This window comes from Candidatus Thiodiazotropha sp. AKAK3 (assembly GCF_058244645.1).
This window is the reverse complement of record NZ_JBSYOQ010000035.1, coordinates 91,080-110,516: the sequence shown is the minus strand read 5'-3', so window position 1 is coordinate 110,516 and position 19,437 is coordinate 91,080. Positions and strand designations below refer to the sequence as shown.

Below are 19,437 nucleotides of genomic sequence, written 5' to 3'. Positions count from 1 at the left end.
GAAAGATGCAGGTTATCCTGTTTTTGCTGCAGTCCGGTTTAGTGGTTTGGATGACTCTGTATGGGTTTTGGTGGGGCATGGCCCCACCCTACCAGAGGGTTAGGTCTCATCCTGTTCTATGAGGGTGCTGTAAAAGCAAGCTGCGAAAATCCGCAGATAGGTTTTGAGTGCATTACTGTAGCCTGGATGAAGCGCAGCGGAATCCGGGGAATGATGCAGGTTATCCTGGGTTTGCTGCAGTCCGGTTTAGTGGTTTGGATGACTCTGTATGGATTTTGGTGGGGCGTGGCCCCACCCTACCAGAGGGTTAGGTTTGCTTAGGGCAAAGCTGAATTCATTTACGATTGAATCTGCCCTACTCCTCGGATTCTTTTTTTGTTTTACCGATGCTTGAAATAGGCACGACCTTTGTTTGCGGTGGCTCATCCACAAAGTAGGGACGCTCCTGAGCGGTTCTTCCCCCCTCATCTGCCAACTCTTTTTCCCGTGCTGTAATCAAACCAAGACAGTGGCGAATATCCTGGATGGTATTATCAGACAGTGGGTGCCTCAGACTCTTGGACTCTGGGGTGACTTCGCGAACGATGGTGGTGAGCAGCTTACGCATCACCATCATAATCTCCCGCTCATTACTCGATACTTCATTCATTGGCTTTTTCCATTAAGACAGATCAATAACACAAAGCTAACATGAGACAGATGCCAATAAAACGCTCATTGGGAGACGTTATTCAGCAAAACTTTCAGCGCCTCTTCATCGAGGATCTCTACACCCAGTTTTTCTGCTTTCGCCAACTTTGATCCCGCTGCCTCCCCTGCCACAAGGAAATCAGTCTTACTGGAGACGCTACCGGTAACCTTCGCACCCTGGGCAATTAAAATCTCTTTTATCTCATCACGAGGTTGACTCAATGTGCCAGTAAGAACAAAAGTCTTGCCTGCCAGATGGGTCTGCTCAGCTTCAGCTCTTACGATCTCTGGCCACTCAATACCCGCTTCCAGCAGCTCATCTATTACTTCACGATTGTGTGGTTGGCGGAAGAAGGAGACGATATGTGCTGCCACGACAGGCCCAACATCCTGTGTCTCTTGTAGTGATGCTTCATCGGCTTGTTCAATTGCAGTCAGGGTTAAAAAGTGTTGAGCCAACGCCTGGGCGGTCGCCTCACCTACTTCACGTATCCCCAACCCGTAGAGAAAACGATTCAGGGTAGTCTGCTTACTCTTTAGCAGCGCATCGAGCAGATTCTGTGCAGACTTATCTGCCATTCGCTCAAGACCACTAAGCTGTTCCAGAGTGAGGGTATAAAGATCGGCAGGGGTATTCACCAACTTCTGTTCAACCAACTGCTCGACCAGTTTGTCCCCCAATCCTTCGATATCCATCGCCTTGCGTGAAGCAAAATGTTTGATCGCCTCTTTCCTCTGTGCCGGGCAATAGAGGCCACCGGAACAGCGTGCAACCGCCTCCCCTTCCGCAGTAACTATCTCAGAGTCACAAACTGGACAATGGTCTGGCAGCACCACTGGGAGACTCGAATCCGGTCGTTTGTCCAGTATCACACTGACCACTTCAGGGATTACATCGCCAGCACGACGAACCACTACAGTATCGCCAGCTCGAACATCCTTGCGCTTCACCTCATCCATGTTGTGCAGCGTGGCATTACTCACAGTGACGCCTCCAACAAACACGGGGTGCAGTCTCGCTACAGGCGTGACTGCTCCGGTTCTGCCCACCTGAAATTCGATTGTTTCGACTTTGGTCAACTCTTCCTGAGCCGGAAACTTGTAGGCCACAGCCCAACGTGGCGCTCTGGATACAAATCCAAGCCGCTCCTGAAATTTCATATCATCCACTTTGAAAACCACGCCGTCGATGTCATAGGGCAGAGCATCCCGCTGTTTTGCCAGACGCTGGAAGTAGTCGATGCACCCTTCAGCCCCTGCGACTACCTCCATTAGTGGTGAAGTTGGAATACCAAACTCTCTGAGCGCGATTATAGTGTCGCTGAGATTGATCCCGGATCGGGAGGGGATCACCTCACCGAACCCATAGGCGAGGAAGGCTAATGGCCGTTGTGCAGTGATACGAGGATCGAGCTGACGCAGTGATCCTGCCGCCCCATTGCGTGGATTTACAAGGCTCTTTTCACCCGCTTTTCGGGCGCGTTCATTAAATTTTTCGAATCCGGCTCTGGGCATGAATACTTCGCCCCTGACCTCGAGGATTTCAGGCCACTCATCACCCTGAAGATTCAGAGGAATGGCTTTGATGGTTCGAACATTACTCGTGACATCTTCACCACGGCTGCCATCACCCCGCGTTGCCGCTAATACCAGACGCCCTTTCTCATAACGCAGATTGATCGCCAGACCATCGAGTTTGGGTTCAGCCAGGTAGTGGATCGGTTGCTCAGTATCAATTTTCAAACGGTCTCGAATACGCCGTTCAAAATCCCTCATCTCTGCCTCATCGAAGGCGTTGTCGAGGGAGAGCATCGGAACCTGATGAGCAACCTCATTAAAGTGAGACAGGGGTTTGTCACCCACCCGCTGGGTCGGTGAGTCTGGATTGATCAGAGAGGGGTATTGCTGTTCCAGCCCCTGCAACTCCCGCATCAGGCGGTCATATTCGACATCCGGAATCTGAGGCTCATCATAAACATAGTAGCGTCGATTGTGGTAATCGATCTCCCTACGCAACTCATCAACCCTTGCGACGGTCTCAGGGGTTGGTTTCAACCCTTACTCCTGGCCAGCTGTACCTGCCGACGGTGCTCAGTAATCTGCCCCCTCAGATGCTCTATCGTCTGCTTGGTCAGGGCACTATGGGTCTCATCCTGCAGTTCGCCATTGAGCGTTGCGGCAAGCCGTTCTGCGGTGAACAACATATCCGAAAAAACGGCCATGCCATCACCTCCAGGGACAGGTAGCTGGGTAAACAGGGTCAATCCCGGTGTTTCGAATTGCTCCAAATCCTTATCCGGAAAGGTTCCAGGCTCCACCATACTGGCAATGTTGAACTGTGGAATTTGTCTGCTGTCACTGCTGAGTCGCTGATAGATAGGCAATTTACCCAGCACAAGCCCGACATCATTCATCGCTTTCTGAATATTAACGCCGTTGAATGGTGCACTTTTAGCTTTGAGATTGATCTGTAAGATCAGCTTCGGCACATCAACCGGGGACTCCTCTTGAGCACTGAAACCGAATAACTCCTGCTGTTCAGGTGTAGCAGCTGGTTCCCCTGCATTCAACTCCAGGTCAGACTCTGGAGCATCTTCAGCATGCATGCCTTTGATCCCATCTATCCCAGGGTAGAGTTGTTCGGTATCTTCATCATCCCATTCAGCCCAGGTATCTTCCTCATCCGTAGAGAGCTTATCCTGGTCATCATGCGTTACAGGATCACTATCGGGCTCGTCCGCTAAGATCGACTCGCTGATCTGCGGCTCGTTGAATTCAGGGGCCACTCGACGCCGCGCCTGAGCGATTTCACGTTTGCGTCTGCGGGTTTCGTAGAGATATATCGCACCCAGAAAGACAACCCCGAGTACAAGAAGAACGATGCGCAGTGTTGTGGCATCCATGACGTTACAGTGCGGCCAGTTGAGCCGCCTCCTCCACGTCGACGGTTACCAAGCGCGATACACCTGGTTCATGCATGGTGACACCAGAGAGTTGATGAGCGATTTCCATGGTAATTTTATTGTGGGTAATAAATATAAATTGTACCTGATCTGACATAGATTTCACCATCTCGCAAAAGCGGCCAACGTTGGCATCATCCAAGGGGGCGTCAACCTCATCAAGCATACAAAAGGGTGCCGGATTGAGCTGAAAAATTGCGAACACCATGGCCACTGCAGTCAATGCTTTTTCTCCACCCGACAACTGGTGGATGCTGGCATTGCGCTTACCGGGTGGACGCGCCATTACGGTCACACCGGTGTCGAGCAGGTCTTCTCCTGTAAGCTCCAGGTATGCATGTCCACCACCAAAAAGGCGGGGGAAAAGCTCCTTGATACCAGAGTTCACCTTATCGAAGGTCTCTTTGAAACGAGTGCGGGTCTCCCGGTCAATTTTGCGTATGGCATTCTCCAGGGTCTCAAGAGAGCTGGTGATATCTGTATGCTGCTCTTCGAGATATTTCAGCCGCTCTGATTGCTCCTGATACTCGTCGATAGCGGCCAGATTGATCGGCCCCAAACGCTGGATTCGGCTGGCCAGTGACTCAGCTTTCTGCTGCCATGTCTGTTCATTGGCATCTTCAGGCATGGTTTTAAAGAGATCTTCGGTATCCAGTCCTTCCTCGTTCAGCTGCTCCTTGAGGGTGCTGCAACGTACTGTCACTTCCTGGCTCTGCAGGCGTGCTTGATTGAGTTTTTCCCGACGCTCCTGCACCAGCTGCTCAGCCTGATGCCGTTGTTGCTCACTCTTTCGCAGATGTCCATCGACATCCTCTAAGCCCTGCCTGACCTGGTTCAGCTCCCGTTCGACGCCAGTCCGCTCTTCGAGTTTGATATTGAGATCCTGCAACTGCTGCTGGATTGGAACATCAGCACTGTCCAGACTATGTTTCAACTCATCACGACGCTGGGATAAGTGGCTGAGCTGACTGCGGGCACGTTCCAGGTTCTGTTTCAGAGAGGCGTGTACCGTGCGCATCGACTCAACTTGCAGCTCACGCTGATGGGTTGCTGTCCGTTGCTGATTAAGTTTCTCTCTTGCTTCGGTTACCTGGTTTCGAAGATCATCACGATTTTTTACCAGTGACTCGCGACGACTTCCCAGGGTCTCGATCGATTCCAGGGCTGCATGCAGTCTTTGTCTGGTCTCTTCCATCAGCATTTGGTCAGTTTCGATCTGCTCGGCAATCTCTTTCTGTTCCTGCTGCAGCTGTTCACGACGTTGGCGCAAATGGTCTGCCCGGGTACGCTTGCCACTCAGATTTGAGCGGACTTCAGACAGCGCTCTATTCAGTTGATTGAAGCGTGTTTGCGACTGCTCCCTCTCCTGCTCCAGCTGTTTGAGTCTCTCTCTCCCCTGCTCCAGGTGGTCTGCCAATGTGGTCACCTGATGCTGCTGCTGTTGCAGAGTCTCTTTAAGGCTTCTCAGCTCTTCCTCACGACCAAGCACACCGGCGTTCTCATCCGACTCACGGGTGATTCGCAACCAGTTACGACCAACCCAAATCCCATCAGGCGTGATTAAAGATTCACCGGAATTGAGACTGTGACGGCGATGCAGAGCAGTGTCGAGATCATCCACCATGCGAACGCCTGCCAATAACCCATGTAGATCCCAGGGCGCTTCGATCTGGGTTGATAGCGCATCAGGGTGAAGTGGCTCTGAGTCAGTAGTCCGCTCCTCCCACAATGTCACAACACCTTTCTCGAGCTGTGGCAAGTGGGCTTGCAGTTGCTCCAGGTTGTCGACACAAACTGCCTGCAGATAAAAACCCAATACAACTTCAACAGCCTGCTGCCATTGTGGTGCGACTTTGATCTGCTGTGCCAGGCGTTGCGCGGTATTCAGTTGCGCCTGGTCGAGCCACTGGGCCATATCAGTTCCCGATTCACCCAGCGCTGCCTGCTGTAGTGCATCCAAAGAGGCTTGTCGCCCCTTGTTCGATTGCAGCTCGGCTCGGGCCTGATCGAGTTGGTTCATCTCCTGACTATTCAGATCCCGTTGCTGGTTGATCTGCTCAACCATTTCGCTCAACTGATTATGTAATATTTCGACCTCTTCCTTCTGTCCCGACTCTTCAGTTTCAAGCTCAGCGATCTCACCCAGCAGACGGCTGTCATCAAGTCTTGCCAACTCTTCATCAAAACGCTGCAAACGTCGCTCTAAATTGCTACCTTGCTGCTCCAGATGGTTGATGCGCGTACGCTCCACCTGAGCAGATTGAGCCGGTTCAGCTGCCTGTTGATTGAACTGTTCCCACTCAGCCTGCCAACTCTGCATCGCCTGCTCAGCCTTATTCAAGACTTCTGATAAGCGCAACTCATCTTCGCGGGCCTCCATCAGCAGAGGTTCTTCAGTCTGCAGATTATTGTCCAGCTCAGTCAGTCTCTCTTCATCCTGGGCGCGATGTGCCTCTGACTCCTGAAAGGCCTGTTCAACCTGCTCCAGATCCTGCTGTTGCTGGCGCATCGTATCCCGAGCAAATTGTATTGCCTGCTCCAATCCACTGATATCGGCGCCAAGGCTGTAAAAGCGACCTTGAACCTCGTTGAACAGATCGTTGGCTTCGGTGTGCTTCTCACGGTCCGTTTCAATCACAGATTCGAGTTTGCGCTGTTCAGCAAGCGCTGCTTCCAGATGGTTCTGCAGCTCAGCGATCTTACGCTCCCGCTGTTGCAGGTCGTTATCGAGAGTACGCCAGCGCAGCGCCAACAATTCTGCCTTGGTCTGACGCTCCTCCTTCTTCAGAAGTTGATACTTCTCAGCGGTAGCCGCCTGACGCTGTAGATGTTGCAGCTGCTTTGCCACTTCATCCCGCAGATCGGTAAGACGTTCGAGATTCTCACGGGTATGACGGATGCGATTCTCTGTCTCTCGTCGGCGCTCTTTATATTTGGAGATACCCGCAGCCTCTTCCAGGAAGGTGCGAAGATCCTCAGGTCGAGCCTCAATCAGGCGGGAGATCATGCCCTGCTCGATTATGGAATAGCTACGTGGTCCCAGACCTGTCCCTAAAAACAGATCGGTTATATCGCGACGGCGACAACGCACGTTATTCAGATAGTAGAGGGACTGCCCATCCCGTGAGACCTGGCGTTTGACCGATATTTGGCTGTATTGGGCATACTGACCACCGGCCCGACCCTCGGCATTATCGAACATCAGTTCAATAGTCGCGGCACCAACCGGCTTACGGGCAGTGGAACCGTTAAATATGACATCCGCCATCGATTCGCCACGCAGCATCTTGGCTGAGCTTTCACCCATCACCCAGCGAACCGCATCGATAACATTGGATTTGCCGCAACCATTAGGCCCAACGATGCCAACCAGATTACTGGGTATAGGTACAGTAGTTGGATCGACGAATGATTTAAATCCGGCGAGCTTGATTTTCTCCAAACGCATGGGCGGCTAAAATACACCAAAGAGGGGCATTGTTACAGAGGACAGTGCAAAAATTTGCACTTCACGAGGTAATCAGGCCGGATTCGGCATTGTTATTGATGATACGGGACTCAATGGACCGTCACTAGCTCTCACTACAGACAATGACTTTATCGTCTCTCAAACAACGAATCTAAATGGGTTGAGGATCTCGGGATACTCACCGGATATTGTCTTATTAGCCAGACAGAACAGATACTCTCGCTGAGAGTCAAACAAGCTCGACTCCAGCTAAACCTCTTACTTCGGCACCAGCCAAACCATCCGTTGCAGTCCCGAACCACACCAACGACATCAATCCACGACTGATACCCAATTAGATTATGTCTAGCTCGCTAGTCGACACAGACAACCTCTAGCTCCGCAACTGTCCTCTTTGCTATAACTCATCAGCATGACATTAAAAGTAAATACTTTAACTCCCAATCCAATCAACTTTTCAACTAGAAAATTAACTTTTCTACTGTATACTTATAAAAAATTTTATGGTTAGTATCTATATGGAGTACGTGAATAGGGAGTCCATCAAAAATGGAATTATTTGGCCACACGCGCCACCTCTAATATTTTCATTTTCTGCAGTCTATTCCTTCATTTGATGGCAAAGCCTAAATTTCCAGCATCTGTTTAGCTTTTCATGCTGAATATGTAAACCAGCATTCAGCAATATTGTCATGACTCTACTTGCATGCATTATTTATTCAACTAGATTTTTTGTTACGAGACAAAGGATTGAAAGTGTATATTTTAAGAAAAACAGCTTTTCTATTTGTAGTTTTATATCTGATTAATGGTTGTGCGACCACGCAGCAGAAGATTATTGAGAATAATTACTCTGATTCAGTATTTGACGCCAATATTTTAGTGATCATTCCTCAGGATCATCTTATTGGAACAGTACACGCAACAAGATCCAGTCAGACGACTATAAACACTCAAATACAGTACGGCGGCGCATTTGGTGGATTGGTTGGTGGTGTTCTAGATGCAATCCACACTTCTGCTAGCATTAAGAAAATGCATAATCTAGTCGCCCCCTTAAATAATAGGGTTGGCGATCTGGACTTTAAAAGCGACTTCATACATAAACTAAAGGATAAATTTATATTCACCACACCAGAACGAATTAAATTGGTAGAAGAGACACCCGAATATGAGGCAGATCTAATTGCATTGGTAAAAAAAACAGAGCAACCAACCATTGTCATCAAGATAAGTTATAGCCTAGACCCCAACTATCGGACCCTCATGATGGATAGCGTCGTTAGTCTTTGGCTGGAAAAATCGGGTACGCCGTCTTACATAACTACAGTTTCATACTACTCACCACCAATCACACAATTCCTTTCCTACTATTCAACAAGCCTGAGCGATGCACTATTGTTGCGCGCAATCGATAATCAAGAGACACATGTCTATGCTAAAAATATAGAGCTTTGGGCAGAAAATCGTGCATCCGTCTTCCGTAAATACTATGCAGAAGGAATTGAGGAAAGCTTAAACATTATAAATGAGGCTCTATTAAATAAGTATGACTCACAGAATCTAGAAAAGAAAAAAGTTTCTAATTTTGTAGATTACCATGGTAAGCCATATATTAGTTTTGGCCGTGCCTTTGACCACGTAACGGTAGGAAGAGTCATAAAAGAGCAGAACAATCGTTTGTGGCTTCTCTCTAGTGACGGATCATTTTCCTCATACTACAACGGACCAGTCAAAAGAACAGCCAAAAATAAATCAACCAGACGTTATCGTTAAATACACAATACTCTCTTTAATAAATATTAAAGGATTTCACGGTCGTGCAAAAAATACATTTAAAATCAATTAGCCTACTACTAGGCATATTAATCTATACATCCAATTACGCCTTTGCATCGGCTAATTTTAATTTTTATCAGGATAAGACACCAACGGACACACCGAAACATGCCATCGTAAACGTAACTGCTCAGGATCGTATAGCAGATCCGTATAAAGAAGATTTGCTACTATCAGTTCAAAACGAATTCTTGTTAAGCGGCCTTGATATAGTCATAGGAAAAGAAAACATAGTTGATAATAATACCCTTTCTCTAGATATTAGTTTCTCAATTGAGAACGGTTTAAGATCACATATACTAACTAAGAATAATCACAATTACTTTGTAGAGAACATAAGTCGCGCTAAATTTAAAATAAAAATATCTTCTTTATCTCAGAACAGCCCTTTCATAGACTTGGATATTGCTCTGGATTCCCAAATTATAGGACTGACAGATAATGGTTACGACTCTATTGAAACAATGAATAGCATTTTCGCCAGAGCAGCCGGCCTGATGGCAAACCTGGTATTTGCAAATTTTTCTGATAGCAGCGATATCACCGGCACCTGGCGAGATACTCTTGGCACAACCGTTATTATAATCAAAAATAAACAGGGTGAAGATGAGTATATTGGTCATGTACACACAAAAAATAAGCACAAGATTATTGGGTTCTCTGTCGGCGAAACCATTTACCAATTCCAAAGTAATGTAACAAACAAACAGAAAATCGAAGGTAAGTACAAAGTAAGCTATTCTGATGGCAAAGAACCCGCATGGTTTCCTGCTGAATTCATAATATATGGAAACATGTTGATTATGAAACCCATCTCACTGAATGCACCTGTAGTAATGTCGTTTTATATCAAACAAAGATAAGTTCACGTAGATTAGTTGACAAATCTCTAATTTCGTCTCAGAAATACGGCGGAACTGGATTGATCCATCGGTATGGTCGGTTTACACGCCTACAGGAATCTTAATTGAACATACCCTGCTTGATTATGGAATAGCTGCGTGGATCCAGACCTGTCCCAAAAATAGTTCGGTTATATCGCGACAGCGTCAACACACGTTATTAAGATACTAGAAGGACTGTCCATCCCGTGGGACTGTTTTTTATAAGTTATTGTTTTCACTTGAATATAAATGAAATACTTTAGACTGGGCAGCGGCTCACGTATAATCCAACGCGATTTTAATGATGAGAATGTAAAACCATGCCCAGCCAACCAAGCAAAGATCTGGAAACCTTCGACAATCCTCAGCAGGAGAGAGACTATACGATTCGTATCAATATTCCCGAATTTACCTGTCTCTGCCCAAAGACAGGTCAGCCAGATTTTGCTGAAATGACTCTGGAGTATGTACCTGAGAAACTCTGCGTTGAGCTTAAAGCACTGAAGATGTACATTTGGTCCTTCAGGGATCAAGGGGCATTCCACGAAGCAGTGACCAATGAGATTCTCGCTGATCTGGTGAGTGCCACCCAACCCCGCTATATGCGTCTCACAGCAGAGTTCAATGTTCGTGGCGGGATCTATACCACAGTTGTAGCGGACCATAGAGCCGAAGGTTGGCAACCACCTGTAGCGGTTACCCTCCCTTAGACAGGAGGGGTAAAAAGCTGGAGGCATGCCCATGAGCCTTTTTATCGGAATCGATCTGGGCACCTCCGGCTGTCGCGCCATTGCCATCGACGAAAATGGAGTGGTCAAATCGATGGTCAGTTCTCCCTTACCGGAGTCAACATCTCCCGCCGAAGGATATCAGCAACAAAATCCCCTCGAGTGGTGGCAGGCGGTGATCAAATTGCTCCAGGCAATTGGAGAAGAGACTGCTGATCAGAGTGTGGACGGTATTGCGGTGGATGGCACCTCATCAACCCTACTGATCACAGACCGGCAAGGAGAGCCACTTACCCCGGCCTTGATGTACAACGACACGCGCAGTCGTGATGGTTTGGAGCTACTTAAGATCTTGGCGCCTGAAGGCAGTCCGGTTCTAAGTGCCAGTTCAAGTCTGGCAAAACTCCTGCATCTTAATAAAAAGATCGGCAGCCAAAGCTTTTATGCACTACACCAGGCGGATTGGATTCTGGGGCAGTTGTCGGGAGAAATCCCAATCAGCGATGAAAATAATGCCCTGAAGCTGGGGTACGATCCGATTAAACGTCAGTGGCCTGTCTGGATCTCGCAGCTCGACATCCCTTTCGAAGCCTTCCCGAAAGTCTATCCCTGTGGAACCAAAGTTGGAAAGTTGAGTAAGCACGTTGCTGATGTGACAGGATTGATGCCCGGTATCCCCATCGTCACAGGCACCACAGACAGCAACGCGGCCTGTTTAGCTTCAGGCGCCACTGCCATAGGCGATGCTGTGACCTCTCTCGGCAGCACCCTGGTATTGAAGATTCTCTCAGATCACCCGGTATTCGATTCCCAGTATGGTATCTATAGCCATCGCCTGGGGGATCGATGGCTAGTCGGTGGTGCATCAAACAGTGGAGGCGCAGTTCTACGGCATCACTTCAATGACAAGGATATGGCCAGACTCTCACCTGAACTTAAACCCGATCAGTCGACGGGACTGGATTACTACCCACTCAACTCGCCAGGAGAACGATTCCCAGTCAATGACCCCGATCTGCCCCCCAAGCTAGTACCAAAGCCCAACAGTGATCTGCTTTTTTTCCAAGGATTGCTGGAAGGCATCGCCAATATCGAACAACAGGGTTATCAACGCCTGGCAAGTCTGGGCACGCCTACACCGAAACAGGTATTCTCAATTGGTGGTGGCGCTATCAATGAACCCTGGCGAATCATGCGCCAGCAGCGGTTAAAGGTGCCGGTCATTCGGTCTGAACAGCAAGAGGCAGCATATGGTGTAGCATTGCTCGCATTGAAAGGGGTCAACCCTAGTTAAAAACATAGTGCAATGAACTTCTACAAGTCCGTAGCCTGGATGTAGTGCAACGGAATCCGGGAGAACAGTGCACCAATCTTCCCGGATTCCGTTGCACTCCATCCAGGCTACATTGCTGACACTTTTTTGCTAGCCTTGCTTGAATGGTTTCAGATTGAACATAACGGCCCATCTCAATCAACGACATCGTAAAAAAAGACCTGTGATGTTAAGAGCCTGTTAACGCTCTACACTACGAATCAACTCAACCACTTCACCCACCTGATTGGACTGGACATCACTTGCCATGGCTGAAAAACCGATCACAGGAACACCGATCCAACTCTGATTAACATCTGGGCCTAAGCCACCGATGGATTCGGTCAGCAGGCTGATATCGGGGTTGGTTTCGTAGTTATAAATATCGAAGAAGGTGACAGTCAGCCAACCTGCGGGATAACCATCATCCACAATGAACACTGTGCCTTGATTACTGACATTTCCTGCTCCTAGAAAAGGATGACTGTAACGGTGGATGATGCCTTTCACATTGACACTACGCTCAAAGTCATACCATTCAGCATCAATGGGAACAATACCGTAAGATATACGAAAATCCCACATCGGGCGCGCCCTACTTTTGTAGTCGTAATACTCTATTGTACTGATGATATTAGAGACAAAATTTTCAGACCCATTTATGTCAAATCCAGCAGAGATACAAAGATTTCCCATCCCATCATGCGGATAGTCCTGAACCAACACCCCAAGCAGAGTTACCTCACGACCATCATCCACTCCATCATCCAGGGCACCCACACAAGCAGGTACATACGAGTACAATTGATTGGTCAGTGATCTACCGATATAGATACCGTGTTTCCTCATCGGGAAGGTCAATACTATATCGGTCATTCCATTAACACGCTCATCAACAAAGTATGGTGCTGAAATGGCACTTGCGCTCAGTAACATCGCAATCGGGAGAGGATTTGATCCCATGGGTACTGACCGTGATGGCGAGATATTGTGCAGTGCGCCGGTGTCATATTCGGTCAACGGCAGGGTGTCTCCCTTCATCCCGTCACCCTGTGCATTGGTGATGTACGCCTCCTGGATATTCCCGGAGGCCAACGAAGGCAGACGATAATGCACGGGATCATCTGTTAGGTAGTGCTGGGCAACCGAGGTGTAACGATCGATGTGCACCCCTTCCTCCACAAAGGCGGTACCACTGGCCGCATTGATGATGATGCCATAGGCATTAATAGCACCGTTTGGCGCTACCAGACCTGCGTTGTGGCTGTTGTCATAGGGTGAAGCTGGATCACCGCTATCCTCTGCGATGCCATTCGACCCCATACTCCCCGGTTCAAAACCATTGATCTCACTAGTATTCGACACACCCGCCGCCCAGGCATCGCTAACAACAGAGCAGTCTGCCGGTTGTCCGTCGTTACCATGCAACAACCCATCCGGAATGGAACGATCTCCGGCAGCGGTATCGACAATCCCGTCAGCAATCCCACTAATGTCGATCTCGGCCTCATTGCCACCATCCGAAGCTGGCCCATCACCATCGGCGATATCACCTATCTCAATAATCTCAATATAACCTTGTGAAAGATCCTCATCTGCTAGAGCTGTATAGCTATTTTGCAGGTCTACACCGGCCTGAAATGTAGATTTTGTCGGATAAGTACAGCTCTCATCCTCGGTGATGAGATTGGGAAGCCCGCTGTTCGGGTTCATACGCAAGGTAGCGTTCCAGACATCATAGGGGGAGAGATAGAGGTTGATGTTCAGTAGATCCGCAGAGATAAGGGAGTCGAGTATGCGTACCCGCACCACCTTGAATAAGTTACTGGTGTTGGTCACCGTGAAGTTGGTGATGATGTTATTGTTTACCGTGTAGAATGGTAGCAGTGCTACCTGTCCGGTACGGTCGTGATTAAGGTGGGCTGCAAAAAGAGCGCCGTTTGTAGATACCAGTAGTAAAACAATAAAAAAACTAAATCCTTTTAACACAACCCTAACTCCATTATCTAAAAGTATTGATAGAATAAACGCCTTGTATATCAAGATCTAGTAGCAACTTGCAGGTATGAGGCTGTGCATCAGTGTCTCCCTAGGACCCGTTAGCACTATTCGAATCGTCCCTGTTAACAGGCCCTAGTAGCTTTTCAAGCTGCTGATTATTAAGCGGCCGGGCTTTAGCAGTCTCAACCACTCTGGGAAATCGGGGCTGACTGATCTGTTTCCTGCGCCAAAAGCCAGGCAGCTGCATCGCTTGATTGAGCGCCTGTACACGACTGTCTCCTTGGTAGCGTTTGGCCAACCTTTGCTGACAAGCCTGAAACTGATTTAAACCAAGATCCTTTACCAACCAGTAGTTATGAAAGTGATGGGGGGAGGTCTCTACCCGGATATGAGGAGGAATGGTTAAGCTTTGGGGATCACCACCCAGATCATCATCGATAAACAGTGCCCGCACATGAGTAATATCACCAATCTCCCGGCCACGACCATTGGTACGATTGACAGTAACTGTGACTACTGCACCTTTTTTGTTGAGCCGAACAAGTTCATCCCAGCAGTTTGATATTGAACCATGCAACGCCTTTTCAAGTGGATCATGAGCCCCTGACCGGGTGTATGCCGAATCGGAGAAGGTACGAAAGGAAAAAACCGCCCCCGCCTTATCCAGATGTTTCAGAAAAGTCTCTGCCTCATCTCTTTGCGGCTCAAGCACTCTGCCCTGCTCTGCGATCCACTGAGCAATATGAGCCACATTTAAATCCCGATAGAAACGGCCACTCATTGATTATGAAGAGCAGTACAGCTCATAGTCGACAGAGGGGTAATGGACCAAATCAAATCCTCATCACCCCATCCAGTGGTTATATCGCGCACTTTCCACTCAATGACGGTGTAAAACAATCAGTCACTCATTAAAACCATAGGCGCCATAACCCACTACACGGTTTTTATCCCCAGCGGTATCACCTGAGTTACGCAGATCTATAATCTCTCCCTGCAGGCCTAATTTTTTCGCTTGCAACAATAGACCTTGTATCGGAATTCTGCCACAGGCATCTTCATACCTGATTGAGTCAGGGTCGAGAGAGAGAATCGACTCACTGGTCTGCTGATCCATACGTTGCGCCGTGACATAGTCATGATAATGACTGAGGTCAGAACTGATCACAATCAGTGTCTCATCACCTCCCCAAAGCTTGCCAAGAACCTCTGATACAACCTCTCCAGAAACATCACCAACCACAATTGGAATCAAGCTGAATGACTCCAATACCTGTTGCAGGAAAGGGAGTTGTACCTCTAGTGAGTGCTCATTGGTATGGGCCTGATCAAGATAGGCAACCTGAGGCATATCGACCAGCTGGGCAATGGCTTCTCTATCCAGGGCTATATCACCCAGAGGAGTTCGAAAGTAATCCGCCCCACTGACTGCCAATCCAAGAAAGGGAACACGATGGGAAGGCCCTAACAGTACTACCCGTTGAATCTTTTCAGTTACTGACTTAAGGCGAGCATAGACTGTCGCAGCCACGGCACCTGAATAGATATAACCAGCGTGAGGCGCTATCAGAGCTTTGGGTGGGACGCCATGGGGTACCACATGATCGAGATAGTCAGAGACCATTTTTCGCAGTCCCTGAGGATCTCCAGGATAGAAGATATCAGAAACTGCAGGTTGTCTGATTGATGTCATAAAGCACCTCTACATCTAAGACGCTGGCTATGCTGAATTCAAAAATTGTGCACATAAGCCCTATACTGACTCTATGTTGAAAAACTTCGCAACAACTAGCTGTCATATAGCTTGATCCAAATCATCTCATGTCACATTTGATCAAGAATCGACCAGTGATACCTTGATCAGCTGCCGACGACTTCCCCAATTACCTGGTTGAGATTCAAAGAGCCCTGGTAATCGGACTCCACAGTTTTTACAGCTCCCATCTTCAGTAAGCGCCCAGTCCCCCAATTCATACCAATCCCGCTGGATCAACCGTGCACCGCAGTGATAGCACCAGGTGCTCGACTCATTCGGGTCATGTACATTACCGACGTAGACATAGTGTACGCCATTCTCAATGGCAATCTTTCGTGCACGACTCAGGGTTGCATGGGGTGTAGAAGGATGATCACGCATTTTCCAATCAGGATGGAAAGCTGTGAAGTGTATCGGCACATCAGCACCCAGCTTTTCCACCACCCATTGACTCATCGCTTCGATCTCCTGATCTGAATCGTTCTCTCCGGGTATCAGCAGGGTCGTAATCTCAAACCAGACTGAGGTTTCTGACTTGAGATACTCGAGGGTCTCCAGCACTGGCTGCAGATGCGCACCGGTTAATTTATAGTAGAAAGCTTCATTGAATGACTTAAGATCGATGTTTGCCGCATCCATATACCGATAGAACTCAGCCCTGGGTTCGGCGCAGACATAACCTGCAGTTACCGCAACTGACTTGATGCCGAGCTCCGCACAGGCCTGGGCTACATCGATCGCATACTCATGAAAGATCACAGGATCATTGTAAGTATAGGCGACACTTCGACAGCCACTTCTGCGGGCACTTTGTGCTATTGCTTCCGGGGATGCCGTGTTTGCCAGAGTCTGCATCTCTCTCGACTTGCTGATATCCCAGTTCTGACAGAATTTACAGGCTAGATTACACCCGGCAGTGCCAAATGAGAGTATTGGCGTACCAGGGAGAAAGTGATTCAGCGGCTTCTTCTCTATCGGATCGATACAGAACCCACTCGAACGACCATAGGTGTTCAATACTATGGCGCCTTGATGGTTTTCCCGCACGTAGCAGAATCCCTGTTTACCCGCTTTGATCTTGCAGAACCTGGGGCAGAGATCGCACTGTACCCGATCTTCTGAGACGCTATGCCAATAGTTTGTTGGAAAATGGTTATTCATCAGACACACCCAACATGATGGGTTCTCTACTATAAATGTAGTCTGTTCAATCTGAATCTGTAGGTTCGCTTCACCGGGCAACTGAATATTGCATTCTCTGTTTCATCTTCTGAGTCATGTTCTATACGCAGACGGAACAAACGCTGATGCGATATGCACCAATGCTCCTATTGATTCAGCTTTAACACATTCGCTGCTCCAATTGCTGCCTGTCCCAGGGCCAATCCCCCATCATTTGAGGGCAGCTGATGGTGGGAGAGCACCCCGAAACCCTGCTTGATCAAATGGTCTGTAACCAACTCAAACAGGGTCTTATTCTGAAAAACCCCACCAGAGAGGGCAATTGTGTTGACCCCCGCTTGTCTTGCCAAGACTGAGGCCATATCAGCAACACTCAGAGCCAGCCCAAAGTGAAAACGCCAGGCGATAATCTCTCGGGAAATCCCACTCCTCAGATCTTCCAGCAAACTTGACCATAGGGATCCACTATCCAACCGAAGCAGATTGGAATCAGAAACAATCTGCAGTCGGTAGTTCCCATTCCCGGAGTTGCGTCCCTGCTGAGCCAATGACTCCAGCTCAATGGCCGCCTGCCCCTCATAACTGATCTGCTCACGACAGATATTCAATAGCGCTGCCACCCCATCGAACAGGCGTCCACAGGAGCTGCTCAGTGGCGAGTTGACACCACCTCTGATCATCTGCGAAAGCACCTCCACAGGCTGATTACTCAACCAGCTCACCGGCTCCAGATCACACCATTGGTTGATTACATTCTCCCACCCCAGATAGTGATTGAGTTGGCTGAATGTATTACGCCAGGGCTGTCTGATCGCCTGGGTTCCTCCTGGTAGTGCAACGCTACTGAGGTGGCCGAGTCGCTGATAACCGGTGTAGTCAGCGAGTAAAAACTCTCCGCCCCAGATAGTGCCATCTTCACCATAACCTGATCCATCCAGGGCGATGCCAAGCACTTGTCCACCACTCAGTGGCCAGCGATTGTCTGCCAGTACACTGGCGATATGAGCATGATGATGCTGTACCAGCAGTAACTCTAAATTGCTCTCTTCTGCCAATGCCCTGGCGTGTTGTGTCGATCGGTAGTTGGGATGCAGATCTGCTACCAGATGGGTTGGATGGTGATCATAAAGGCTGGTGTACAACTCCAGGTTTTTCAAATAGTCCTGATATGAGATCAGGTTTTCCAGATCACCAATATGCTGGGATAGTATCCCTTGTCCCTGACGAAGCAGACAGAAGGTATTCTTTAACTCACCCCCCAAGGCCAACAGTTCAGGAACCTGCTCAAATCCTTCAGGCAGTGACAGAGGTTCCGGAGCATAGCCTCGTGCCCGTCTCAACAGCCTCGGCTCACTATCAATCAATCGAACCACTGAGTCATCAACCCGGTTAATGATCTCCCGATCATGTAACAGAAACAGATCGGCCAAAGGTTGCAGACGTTCTGTTGCCTCCCGGTTGTCGATACATTGTGGCTCCTCGACAATGTTTCCACTGGTCATTACCAATGGTCTATCCCAACTGGCTAAAAGCAGATGGTGGAGTGGTGTATAGGGCAGCATGAAGCCCAGGGTGGATTGCCCCGGTGCGAGATTGTCAGGCAGCAGAGCTTCATCATCACGGCTCAGCAGTACAATCGGTGCGGCACTCTCAGCCAATAATCTAGCTTCTGTCTCACTGAGAGAGCAGTAGTTTCGAATCACCGAGCAGTCTCTTGCCATCAGGGCAAAAGGTTTTTGGTATCGTCTCTTCCTTTGACGTAAGGTCGCCACCGCCATCTCATTGGTTGCATCACAGGCCAGATGAAACCCCCCTACACCTTTGATCGCAACTATCGCGCCTTGATCTAACTGCCGGCTGGCTTCATGAATCGCATCTTCATCTCTGTTGTCAGATTCGATTTGATTCCCCTGAGCATCACACAACCAAACCCTGGGACCGCAACTTGGACAGGCATTGGGCTGAGCATGGAAACGTCGGTCAGCCGGGTTTTCATACTCACGGCGACAATCTTCACAAAGCGTGAAATGTCGCATGCTGGTATTGGCGCGGTCATAGGGTATGCCTTCGACTATGGTTAGCCTGGGGCCACAATGGGTGCAGTTGGTAAAGGGGTAGCGATAGCGTCGGTTATGGGGATCTTGAAAATCCTCAAGACAGGCATCACAGGTTGCTGCGTCTGCTACCACCCCAGCCTGTATCTCCCCTCCCTGACTGGTGGCGATAACGAATTCAGACGCTTCCGGTAATTCAGAGACTGACTCACGCTCAAGCAGATCAATCCTTGCAAGCGGAGGCGGCTGTTCAAGCAATCGACGGCAAAAACGGTCGATCTGCGACAATTCACCACAGAGATGGATCTGTACGCCTTTTGCATCATTCCAGACTCTGCCTCGCAAACCGCACTCACGAGCCAAGTGCCAGACCGTGGGACGAAAACCAACACCCTGAACCAGTCCCTGTACACGGATTCGCTCAGCTGTCTCATGCTGTGCCACTGACTTAAAATGACCTGATATGGCGCGGCCAACTATCTTTTTGAAGCGTCATTGTCCTATCATCCTCATGACCTTGCTATTACAGAAACCAAAAATTCATGGCATGCTTGATCAC

Annotated in this window: 13 protein-coding genes; 4 read left to right on the top strand and 9 right to left on the bottom strand. The window is 48.7% G+C overall.

Going from position 1 to position 19,437, the window contains the following annotated elements:
• Positions 1–355: 355 nt before the first annotated feature.
• The 4 genes from AC4IE7_RS06905 to smc form a co-directional block, all read right to left on the bottom strand.
• Positions 356–649 carry a segregation and condensation protein A gene (locus tag AC4IE7_RS06905; RefSeq protein WP_490776081.1) on the bottom strand — a complete coding sequence of 98 codons (294 nt, stop codon included), beginning with the start codon at positions 647–649 and terminating at the stop codon, positions 356–358.
• Between the two features lie 65 nt (positions 650–714).
• Positions 715–2,745, bottom strand: a complete 2,031-nt coding sequence (ligA, locus tag AC4IE7_RS06900; protein WP_490776080.1) for an NAD-dependent DNA ligase LigA — start codon at positions 2,743–2,745, stop codon at positions 715–717.
• Positions 2,742–3,593, bottom strand: a complete 852-nt coding sequence (locus AC4IE7_RS06895; protein WP_490776079.1) for a cell division protein ZipA — start codon at positions 3,591–3,593, stop codon at positions 2,742–2,744. Before AC4IE7_RS06895 ends, ligA begins: the two co-directional genes overlap by 4 nt.
• Positions 3,594–3,597: 4 nt before the next feature.
• Positions 3,598–7,101 carry a chromosome segregation protein SMC gene (gene smc, locus AC4IE7_RS06890; protein WP_490776078.1) on the bottom strand — a complete coding sequence of 1,168 codons (3,504 nt, stop codon included), beginning with the start codon at positions 7,099–7,101 and terminating at the stop codon, positions 3,598–3,600.
• Between the two features lie 777 nt (positions 7,102–7,878).
• On the opposite strand from smc, the gene AC4IE7_RS06885 reads away from it, so the two are divergent.
• The 4 genes from AC4IE7_RS06885 (at position 7,879) to AC4IE7_RS06870 (ending at position 11,867) form a co-directional block, all read left to right on the top strand.
• Entirely contained in the window at positions 7,879–8,898 is a 1,020-nt protein-coding gene (locus AC4IE7_RS06885) for a hypothetical protein (protein WP_490776077.1), read from the top strand.
• A 44-nt stretch (positions 8,899–8,942) separates the two neighbouring features.
• Positions 8,943–9,824 carry a hypothetical protein gene (locus AC4IE7_RS06880; RefSeq protein WP_490776076.1) on the top strand — a complete coding sequence of 294 codons (882 nt, stop codon included), beginning with the start codon at positions 8,943–8,945 and terminating at the stop codon, positions 9,822–9,824.
• A 341-nt stretch (positions 9,825–10,165) separates the two neighbouring features.
• Complete coding sequence (queF, locus tag AC4IE7_RS06875; protein ID WP_490776075.1) at positions 10,166–10,555, top strand: preQ(1) synthase; 390 nt, start codon at positions 10,166–10,168, stop codon at positions 10,553–10,555.
• Between the two features lie 31 nt (positions 10,556–10,586).
• Positions 10,587–11,867, top strand: coding sequence for an FGGY-family carbohydrate kinase (locus AC4IE7_RS06870; protein WP_490776074.1), 1,281 nt, complete (start codon positions 10,587–10,589; stop codon positions 11,865–11,867).
• 219 nt (positions 11,868–12,086) lie between these two features.
• On the opposite strand, the gene AC4IE7_RS06865 is transcribed toward AC4IE7_RS06870, so the two are convergent.
• The 5 genes from AC4IE7_RS06865 to hypF all read right to left on the bottom strand — a co-directional run bounded on the left by AC4IE7_RS06865 (position 12,087) and on the right by hypF (position 19,322).
• Positions 12,087–13,874 carry a hypothetical protein gene (locus tag AC4IE7_RS06865; RefSeq protein WP_490776073.1) on the bottom strand — a complete coding sequence of 596 codons (1,788 nt, stop codon included), beginning with the start codon at positions 13,872–13,874 and terminating at the stop codon, positions 12,087–12,089.
• Between the two features lie 100 nt (positions 13,875–13,974).
• Positions 13,975–14,667, bottom strand: coding sequence for a DNA-primase RepB domain-containing protein (locus AC4IE7_RS06860; RefSeq protein WP_490776072.1), 693 nt, complete (start codon positions 14,665–14,667; stop codon positions 13,975–13,977).
• A gap of 123 nt (positions 14,668–14,790) precedes the next feature.
• On the bottom strand, positions 14,791–15,579 hold the full coding sequence (amrB, locus tag AC4IE7_RS06855) for an AmmeMemoRadiSam system protein B (RefSeq protein WP_490776071.1): 789 nt from the start codon (positions 15,577–15,579) through the stop codon (positions 14,791–14,793).
• 141 nt (positions 15,580–15,720) lie between these two features.
• Entirely contained in the window at positions 15,721–16,803 is a 1,083-nt protein-coding gene (gene amrS, locus AC4IE7_RS06850) for an AmmeMemoRadiSam system radical SAM enzyme (protein WP_490776070.1), read from the bottom strand.
• 167 nt (positions 16,804–16,970) lie between these two features.
• Positions 16,971–19,322 carry a carbamoyltransferase HypF gene (gene hypF, locus AC4IE7_RS06845; protein WP_490776069.1) on the bottom strand — a complete coding sequence of 784 codons (2,352 nt, stop codon included), beginning with the start codon at positions 19,320–19,322 and terminating at the stop codon, positions 16,971–16,973.
• Positions 19,323–19,437: the final 115 nt, after the last annotated feature.